An 8,615-nucleotide genomic window follows, 5' to 3' on the forward strand; every position below is an offset into this window, starting at 1 on the left:
AACGGGAGATGTGACGGCAATGGCTACGGAAACTCCCCAGCTCAACGCAGCATGTGCCGTCCCCGCCCCGGGCAGCGCACGGTGACGGGAACAGACACGGCGCGCGACCCCGAGCGCGCCACCCTGGACAAGGCCGCGGGTGAGAACTTCCCCGTGGCGCCGTTCTTCCTGCCCAGGGCGTGGCGCGCCGACCTCATGGCCGTCTACGGCTTCGCCCGGCTGGTCGACGACATCGGTGACGGCGACCTGGCTCCCGGCGGCGCCGACGCCCGACTGCTCGGCGTGTCGGCCGCGGACGCCGAGGACCGTCTCGTCCTCCTCGACGCCTTCGAGACCGACCTGCGCCGCGTGTTCGACACGTCCGGCCCGGAGCCGCGCCACCCCCTGCTGCAGCGGCTGAAGCCCACCGTCCGCCGCCACTCGCTGACCCCGGAACCCTTTCTCGGCCTGATCGCCGCCAACCGCCAGGACCAGCTCGTCGCCCGGTACGAGACCTACGACGACCTCCTCGCCTACTGCGAACTGTCCGCCAATCCGGTCGGCCGCCTCGTCCTCTCCGTCACCGGTACCTCGACCCCCGAGCGGATCCGCCGTTCCGACTCGGTCTGCACCGCCCTCCAGATCGTCGAGCACCTCCAGGACGTCGCCGAGGACCTTCGCCGGGACCGCGTCTATCTGCCCGCCACCGACATGAAACGCTTTCACGTCCTGGAGGCGGATCTCGCCACACCGGTCGCGGGCGCATCGGTGCGCGCACTGGTCGCGTACGAAGCGGAACGCGCCCGCCATCTCCTGAATGAAGGCGCCCCCTTGGTGGGTAGCGTCCACGGCAGGTTGAAATTGCTGCTCGCGGGGTTCGTGGCGGGGGGAAGGGCGGCGATCCGTGCGATCGCCGCCGCCGATTACGACGTACTTCCCGGCCCGCCCAAGCCCGGCAAGGTCCAGTTGCTGCGTGAGGTGGGCGTGACTCTGCGAGGAGAGGGGTGATCCGGGCCGTGGAGCCTTCGCCGCCGGTGTCCGCACCGGTACTCGCCGCCTACAGCTACTGCGAGGCCGTCACCGGGCAGCAGGCCCGTAACTTCGCCTACGGCATCCGGCTGCTGCCGACGCCCAAGCGCCGCGCGATGTCGGCGCTGTACGCGTTCTCCCGGCGCGTCGACGACATCGGCGACGGCGCGCTCGCGGACGACGTCAAGAACGCCCGGCTGGAGGACACGCGGAGCCTGCTCGACCGGATCCGGCAGGACGCGGTCGAGGACGACGACACCGACCCCGTCGCAGTGGCGCTCGCGCACGCCTCCCGCACCTTCCCGATCCCGCTCGGCGGCCTGGACGAACTCATCGACGGCGTCCTGATGGACGTCCGTGGCGAGACGTACGAGACCTGGGACGACCTGAAGGCATACTGCCGCTGCGTGGCGGGCGCCATCGGGCGGCTCTCGCTCGGCGTGTTCGGCACCGAACCGGGAGCGCGCGGCTCCGAGCGCGCCGCCGAGTACGCCGACACGCTGGGCCTGGCGCTGCAGCTGACCAACATCCTCCGGGACGTCCGTGAGGACGCCGAGGGCGGCCGCATCTATCTGCCCGCCGACGACCTCGCGAAGTTCGGCTGCTCGGCCGGGTTCCACGGGCCGACGCCGCCGGAGGGCGCCGACTTCGCCGGCCTCGTGCACTTCGAAGTACGGCGCGCTCGTGCCCTTTTCGCCGAGGGCTACCGGCTGCTGCCCATGCTGGACCGGCGCAGCGGTGCGTGCGTCGCCGCCATGGCCGGGATCTACCGCCGTCTGCTCGACCGCATCGAGCGCGAGCCGGAGGCCGTGCTGCGCGGCCGGGTCTCGCTGCCCGGGCGCGAGAAGGCGTACGTGGCGGTGCGCGGCCTGTCCGGCCTGGACGCCCGGCATGTGTCCCGGCAGACCGTCAGGAGGCGGGCCTGATGGACAATCCAGTCCAAGGCGACTCCACCGGCGAAAAGCGGCGGGCAACCCTCCGGTGCCGGACGGCGTCCCTGACGGCAACGGCCGGCCGGGCGGCGCCTCGTCGCCACGGCGGGCGCACGGGGGAGGGCGGCGCACGATGACGGACGGCACGCGGCACAAGGAGCCGCGCAACACGGCCGGACCCGCGGGTCGGCACACCGTCGTGGTCGGCGGCGGGCTCGCCGGCGTGACCGCCGCGCTCGCACTCGCCGACGCCGGAGTCCGGGTGACCCTGCTGGAGGGCCGGCCACGCCTGGGCGGCCTCGCCTTCTCCTTCCAGCGCGGCGAGCTGACCGTCGACAACGGCCAGCACGTGTACCTGCGCTGCTGCACCGCCTACCGCTGGTTCCTCGAACGTATCGACGGGGCGGCGCTCGCTCCGCTGCAGGACCGTCTCGACGTGCCCGTGCTCGACGCCACCCGGCCCGAGGGACGACGGCTAGGCAGGCTGCGGCGCGACGCGCTGCCCGTACCCCTGCACCTGGGGCGCAGCCTCGCCACCTATCCGCACCTCTCGCTCGCCGAGCGGGCCCGGGTCGGCCGTGCCGCGCTCGCGCTCGGGGCGCTCGACCTCGCCGATCCGACCCTGGACGCACAGGACTTCGGCAGCTGGCTGACCGCGCACGGTCAGTCGGCGCGTGCCGTCGAAGCCCTGTGGGACCTGGTCGGGGTCGCCACCCTCAACGCGGTAGCGGGAGACGCTTCCCTGGGGCTCGCCGCGATGGTGTTCAAGACCGGTCTGCTGTCCGGCCCGGGCGCGGCCGACATCGGCTGGGCCCGCGTCCCGCTGGGCGAACTGCACGACCGGCTGGCCCGCAGGGCGCTCGACTCCGCGGGCGTGCGTACCGAGGTCCGTTCACGCGTCACCTCCGTCTCCACCAACGAAAACGGGGGCTGGAGTGTTCAGGTTCCCGGCGAGACGCTCCAGGCCGACGCGGTCGTCCTCGCCGTACCGCAGCGCGAGGCGTACGCCCTGCTGCCGACGGGTGCCCTCGACGCCCCGGAGCGGCTGCTGCGGATCGGCTCGGCGCCCATCCTCAACATCCACGTCGTCTACGACCGCAAGGTGCTCACCAGGCCCTTCTTCGCGGCCCTCGGCACCCCGGTGCAGTGGGTCTTCGACCGGACCGAGGCGTCGGGGCTGAAGGACGGTCAGTACCTGGCGCTGTCCCAGTCGGCCGCGCAGGACGAGATCGACGCGCCCGTCGCCGAGCTGCGCGAGCGCTATCTGCCCGAGCTGAGGCGGCTGCTGCCGCACACGAGGGGCGCCGAGGTGAAGGACTTCTTCGTGACCAGGGAGCGCACGGCGACGTTCGCCCCGGCCCCCGGCGTCGGGTGCCTCAGGCCCGGCGCCCGCACCAATGCCCCCGGCCTGTACCTGGCCGGCGCGTGGACCGCCACTGGGTGGCCCGCGACCATGGAGAGCGCGGTCCGCAGTGGGGTGAGCGCGGCGGACGCCGCGCTGAGCACCCTGGGCCGCCCCCGCCCCCGCCACCTCTTCGCCTTCGAGGAGGCGGCATGACGCTCGACCACGCCGCGGCAGGCTCCCGCACCCCCGGCACCGCAACAAGAGGAGAGACTGTGCCCACTGTGCCCCCGGCCTCGACGGCTGCCGACGCGGTGGACGTGACCGCGCTGTTGGAGCGCGGACGGACCCTGGCCACGCCGGTACTGCGGGCGGCCGTGGACCGCCTGGCTCCTCCCATGGACACGGTCGCCGCCTACCACTTCGGATGGATCGACGCCGAGGGCAACCCGGCGCACGGGGACGGCGGCAAGGCCGTACGTCCCGCCCTGGCCGTGCTCTCCGCGGAGGTCACCGGCGGCGCGCCAGAAGTCGGCATCCCCGGCGCGGTCGCCGTCGAACTCGTGCACAACTTCTCGCTGTTGCACGACGACCTGATGGACGGCGACGAGCAGCGCCGCCACCGCGACACCGTCTGGAAGGTGCACGGCCCGGCCCAGGCCATCCTCGTCGGAGACGCCCTGTTCGCCCTGGCCAACGAGATCCTGCTGGAGCTCGGCACGGTCGAGGCCGGCCGGGCCACCAGGCGCCTGACCACCGCCACCCGCGCCCTGATCGACGGCCAGGCGCAGGACATCTCCTACGAACACCGCGACCGCGTCAGCGTCGAGGAGTGCCTGGAGATGGAGGGAAACAAGACCGGCGCCCTGCTCGCCTGCGCCAGCTCCATCGGCGCCGTCCTCGGCGGCGCGAACGAGGCGACCGCGGACGCGCTGGAGAAGTACGGCTACCACCTCGGTCTGGCGTTCCAGGCCGTCGACGACCTCCTCGGCATCTGGGGCGACCCGGAGGCCACCGGCAAGCAGACCTGGAGCGACCTGCGCCAGCGCAAGAAGTCCCTGCCGGTCGTGGCCGCGCTCGCCGCGGGCGGACAGGCCTCCGCACGGCTCGGCGAGATCCTCGCCGCCGACGCCAAGAGCAGCGACTTCGAGAACTTCTCCGAGGAGGAGTTCGCGGCCCGCGCCGCCCTCATCGAGGAGGCGGGGGGCCGCGAGTGGACGGCCGAGGAGGCACGCCGCCAGCACACCATCGCCATCGAAGCCCTCGACGCCGTCGACATGCCCGAGCCGGTACGGGCCTCCTTCACGGCACTCGCCGACTTCGTCGTCGTACGAAAGAGATGATCACTATCGGTCGAACTCTCCTCGCGTAGTCGCCGGCCGGTGCCCCCGGGCACCCGGACCAGCACCGGCCGACGGCGGACCCACAGCAGCACGACTTGCACGACTGCACGAAGGGGAAGCCATGACAGCGACGACCGACGGAAGCACCGGGGCAACGTTGCCGCCCCGCGCTGCCGCGGCCAGCGAAACCGTAATCACCACCCCCGTGGCGGCCGGGGTACAAGAAGCCGCCGCGCGCGCCGTGCGCCGCGCCACCGACTTCCTGCTCTCGATCCAGGACGACCAGGGCTGGTGGAAGGGCGACCTCGAAACAAACGTCACGATGGACGCCGAGGACCTGCTGCTGCGTCAGTTCCTGGGTATCCGCGACGAGGCGACGACCGAGGCCGCCGGGCTCTTCATCCGGGGCGAGCAGCGCGAGGACGGCACCTGGGCCACTTTCCACGGCGGGCCCGGCGAACTCTCCACCACCATCGAGGCCTACGTCGCCCTCCGCCTGGCCGGCGACGCGCCCGAGGCCCCCCACATGGCGAAGGCCTCCGCCTGGATCCGCGCACAGGGCGGCATCGCCGCCGCCCGCGTCTTCACCCGGATCTGGCTGGCCCTGTTCGGCTGGTGGAAGTGGGAGGACCTGCCCGAACTCCCGCCGGAACTCATCTACTTCCCCACCTGGGTACCCCTCAACATCTACGACTTCGGCTGCTGGGCCCGGCAGACCATCGTCCCGCTGACCATCGTCTCCGCGAAGCGGCCGGTCAGGCCGGCTCCCTTCGCACTGGACGAGCTGCACACCGATCCGGGCCGGCCCAACCCTCCCCGGCCCTTCGCCCCGGCGGCGAGCTGGGAGGGCGCCTTCCAGCGCCTCGACAAGGCCCTGCACGCCTTCCGCAGGGTCGCGCCGAAGCGGCTGCGCCGGGCCGCGGTGAACACCGCCGCCCGCTGGATCATCGAACGGCAGGAGAACGACGGCTGCTGGGGCGGTATCCAGCCGCCGGCCGTGTACTCGATCATCGCGCTGCACCTGCTGGGCTACGACCTGCAGCACCCGGTGATGCGCGCGGGCCTTGAGTCGCTGGACCGTTTCGCCATCTGGCGCGAGGACGGCGCCAGGATGATCGAGGCCTGCCAGTCACCGGTGTGGGACACGTGCCTGGCCACCATCGCGCTCGCCGACGCCGGCCTGCCCGCGGACCACCCGCAACTGGTCAAGGCCGCCGACTGGATGCTCGGCGAGCAGATCGTGCGGCCCGGCGACTGGTCGGTGCGGCGTCCCGGACTCCCGCCGGGCGGCTGGGCGTTCGAGTTCCACAACGACAACTACCCCGACATCGACGACACCGCCGAGGTCGTCCTCGCACTGCGCCGGGTCAGGCACCACGACCCGGAGCGGGTGGAGAAGGCCATCGGCCGCGGGGTGCGCTGGAACCTCGGCATGCAGTCGAAGAACGGCGCCTGGGGCGCCTTCGACGCCGACAACACCAGCCCCTTCCCCAACCGGCTGCCGTTCTGCGACTTCGGTGAGGTCATCGACCCGCCGTCCGCGGACGTCACCGCGCACGTCGTCGAGATGCTCGCAGCCGAGGGCCTCTCGCACGACCCGCGCACCCGGCGCGGCATTCAGTGGCTGCTGGCCGAACAGGAGCCGGACGGCTCGTGGTTCGGCCGCTGGGGAGTCAACTACGTCTACGGCACCGGGTCCGTGGTACCCGCGCTGACGGCCGCGGGGCTGCCCGGCTCGCATCCGGCGATCCGCCGTGCGGTGGCCTGGCTGGAGAGTGTGCAGAACGACGACGGCGGCTGGGGCGAGGACCTGCGCTCCTACCGGGACGTCAAGGAGTGGAGCGGCAAGGGCGCCTCCACCGCCTCCCAGACCGCATGGGCCCTGATGGCGCTGCTGGCGGCGGGGGAGAAGGAGTCCAAGGCCGTCGAGCGCGGCGTCGAGTGGCTCGCGGTGACCCAGCGGGAGGACGGCTCCTGGGACGAGCCGTACTTCACCGGCACCGGCTTCCCCTGGGACTTCTCCATCAACTACCACCTCTACCGGCAGGTCTTCCCGCTCACCGCGCTCGGCCGCTACGTCAACCCGGAGCCCGTCGCCGGCACGTCCCCCGCACGGCGGCCCCGGGCCGAGGCCAAGGGGGGCTGATGAGCGCTCAGCCCGCCCCGGCTCCGCTGCTGATCGCCTGCGCGCTCGGCATCGAGCACCTCGCCCTGCGCATGAGCGACCGCGGTGTGCGGCGCAGGGGTGCGCCGGACAGGTGGGGCGCCGGCGGGCCGGTCGCCGTCCTGCGCACGGGCATGGGGCCCCTGGCGGCGGAGCGCTCCGTCACCCGGGTCCTCTCCGACCCGGCGCTCGCCGGGTCTGCCGTGCTGGCCACCGGCTTCTGCGCCGGCCTCGCCCCGGGGATGCACCCCGGCGACCTGGTCGTCGCCGAGGAGACCAGGGACCCGCGCGGCGGCGTCCCGTGCGTGGGCACCGAGCTGCTCGTCAAGGAACTGGTACGCACCCTGCCCGGGCGCACCGTCCACACCGGCCCGCTCATCGGCTCCGACCATGTCGTCCGCGGACCCGAACGGTTCCAGCTGCGCGCCACCGGCGCGATCGCGGTCGACATGGAGTCGGCGGCCACGCTGCTGGGCGCCGTACGGGCGGGCGCGCGCCCGGTTGCGGCCGTACGGGTGGTCGTGGACGCTCCAGAACATGAACTCGTCCGGATCGGTACGGTGCGCGGTGGAATATCGGCTTTCCGTGTCCTTCGTTCCGTCCTGCCGACTTTCTTTGAATGGCACCGTAATGTGCTGCTCCCCAGGAGGTGAGCCAGATGGCCATGCCGTTGCGTCAGTCCATCAAGGTAGCTACATACTTGGCCGAACAGAAGCTGCGCCGGCGGGACAAGTTTCCGCTGATCGTGGAGCTTGAACCGCTGTTCGCCTGCAACCTCAAGTGCGAGGGCTGCGGCAAGATCCAGCACCCGGCCGGAGTGCTCAAGCAGCGCATGCCGGTCGCCCAGGCCGTGGGGGCGGTACTGGAGTCCGGAGCGCCGATGGTGTCCATCGCGGGCGGCGAGCCCCTGATGCACCCTCAGATCGACGAGATCGTGCGCCAGTTGGTGGGCAGGCACAAGTACGTCTTCCTCTGCACCAACGCCATGCTGCTGCGCAAGAAGATGGACAAGTTCACGCCCTCCCCCTACTTCGCCTTCGCCGTGCACATCGACGGGCTGCGCGAGCGGCACGACGAGTCCGTTGCCAAGGAAGGCGTGTTCGACGAGGCGGTGGAGGCCATCAAGGAGGCCAAGCGGCGTGGCTTCCGGGTGACCACCAACTCGACCTTCTTCAACACCGACACCCCGCAGACCGTCATCGAGGTCCTCAACTTCCTCAACGACGACCTGAAGGTCGACGAGATGATGATCTCGCCCGCCTACGCCTACGAGAAGGCGCCCGACCAGGAGCACTTCCTGGGCGTGGAGCAGACCCGCGAGCTGTTCAGGAAGGCGTTCGCGGGTGGCAACCGCCGTCGCTGGCGGCTCAACCACTCCCCGCTGTTCCTCGACTTCCTCGAGGGCAGGGTCGACTTCCCGTGCACCGCCTGGGCGATCCCGAACTACTCGCTCTTCGGCTGGCAGCGCCCCTGCTACCTGATGAGCGACGGGTACGTGCCGACGTACCGCGAACTGATCGAGGAGACCGACTGGGACAAGTACGGCCGCGGCAAGGACCCGCGCTGCGCCAACTGCATGGCGCACTGCGGCTACGAGCCCACGGCCGTGCTGGCCACCATGGGGTCCCTGAAGGAGTCCCTGCGCGCCATGCGCGAGACGGTCTCCGGAAACCGCGGGTGAGGTCATGACCGCCGTTTCCCTGGGCGTTCCCGAGGTGCCGGCCCGGCCGATCGCCGAGCGCCGGAAGAGCCGGCAGATCCAGGTCGGATCGGTGGCGGTGGGCGGGGACGCGCCGGTGTCGGTGCAGTCGATGACGACGACTCGT

General features: G+C 71.8%; 8 protein-coding genes and 1 pseudogene. All 9 read left to right on the plus strand.

All coding sequences use genetic code 11. The annotated features are described in order from the left end of the window. Positions 1 to 81: 81 nt before the first annotated feature. Positions 82 to 987 (plus strand): squalene synthase HpnC, encoded by a 906-nt coding sequence (gene hpnC, locus AB0A61_RS17115; protein ID WP_361292408.1) that lies wholly within the window; start codon positions 82 to 84, stop codon positions 985 to 987. After that, positions 984 to 1,934: a presqualene diphosphate synthase HpnD gene (gene hpnD, locus AB0A61_RS17120; protein ID WP_361292410.1), complete on the plus strand. Its 951-nt coding sequence runs from the start codon at positions 984 to 986 to the stop codon at positions 1,932 to 1,934. The genes hpnC and hpnD overlap by 4 nt, the downstream gene beginning before the upstream one ends. Then, the gene (locus tag AB0A61_RS17125) at positions 1,934 to 2,077 is read left to right on the plus strand and encodes a DUF6380 family protein (RefSeq protein WP_361292412.1); all 144 of its coding nucleotides are present in this window, start codon (positions 1,934 to 1,936) and stop codon (positions 2,075 to 2,077) included. The genes hpnD and AB0A61_RS17125 overlap by 1 nt, the downstream gene beginning before the upstream one ends. Then, the gene (gene hpnE / locus AB0A61_RS17130; RefSeq protein ID WP_361292414.1) at positions 2,074 to 3,498 is read left to right on the plus strand and encodes a hydroxysqualene dehydroxylase HpnE; all 1,425 of its coding nucleotides are present in this window, start codon (positions 2,074 to 2,076) and stop codon (positions 3,496 to 3,498) included. Before AB0A61_RS17125 ends, hpnE begins: the two co-directional genes overlap by 4 nt. Continuing rightward, positions 3,495 to 4,625 (plus strand): polyprenyl synthetase family protein, encoded by a 1,131-nt coding sequence (locus tag AB0A61_RS17135; protein ID WP_361292416.1) that lies wholly within the window; start codon positions 3,495 to 3,497, stop codon positions 4,623 to 4,625. The genes hpnE and AB0A61_RS17135 overlap by 4 nt, the downstream gene beginning before the upstream one ends. 121 nt (positions 4,626 to 4,746) lie before the next feature. Beyond that, positions 4,747 to 6,771 (plus strand): squalene--hopene cyclase, encoded by a 2,025-nt coding sequence (gene shc, locus AB0A61_RS17140; RefSeq protein ID WP_361292418.1) that lies wholly within the window; start codon positions 4,747 to 4,749, stop codon positions 6,769 to 6,771. After that, positions 6,771 to 7,442 (plus strand): 1-hydroxy-2-methyl-2-butenyl 4-diphosphate reductase, encoded by a 672-nt coding sequence (locus tag AB0A61_RS17145; RefSeq protein WP_361292420.1) that lies wholly within the window; start codon positions 6,771 to 6,773, stop codon positions 7,440 to 7,442. Before shc ends, AB0A61_RS17145 begins: the two co-directional genes overlap by 1 nt. 5 nt (positions 7,443 to 7,447) lie before the next feature. Next, complete coding sequence (gene hpnH / locus AB0A61_RS17150) at positions 7,448 to 8,470, plus strand: adenosyl-hopene transferase HpnH (RefSeq protein ID WP_361292422.1); 1,023 nt, start codon at positions 7,448 to 7,450, stop codon at positions 8,468 to 8,470. Positions 8,471 to 8,474: 4 nt separating this feature from the next. Then, positions 8,475 to 8,615: pseudogene (locus AB0A61_RS17155) on the plus strand (4-hydroxy-3-methylbut-2-en-1-yl diphosphate synthase); the annotation flags it as partial.

The sequence above is a fragment of the Streptomyces sp. NPDC046197 genome (assembly GCF_040646295.1).
Taxonomy (GTDB): Bacteria; Actinomycetota; Actinomycetes; order Streptomycetales; family Streptomycetaceae; genus Streptomyces.

Excerpts from the sequence above, each read along its gene's own strand:
- AB0A61_RS17135 (WP_361292416.1), top strand. The coding sequence starts at position 3,495 with ATGACGCTCGACCACGCCGCGGCAGGCTCCCGCACCCCCGGCACCGCA.
- shc (WP_361292418.1), top strand. The coding sequence starts at position 4,747 with ATGACAGCGACGACCGACGGAAGCACCGGGGCAACGTTGCCGCCCCGC.
- AB0A61_RS17125 (WP_361292412.1), top strand. The coding sequence starts at position 1,934 with ATGGACAATCCAGTCCAAGGCGACTCCACCGGCGAAAAGCGGCGGGCA.
- AB0A61_RS17145 (WP_361292420.1), top strand. The coding sequence starts at position 6,771 with ATGAGCGCTCAGCCCGCCCCGGCTCCGCTGCTGATCGCCTGCGCGCTC.
- hpnE (WP_361292414.1), top strand. The coding sequence starts at position 2,074 with ATGACGGACGGCACGCGGCACAAGGAGCCGCGCAACACGGCCGGACCC.
- hpnH (WP_361292422.1), top strand. The coding sequence starts at position 7,448 with ATGGCCATGCCGTTGCGTCAGTCCATCAAGGTAGCTACATACTTGGCC.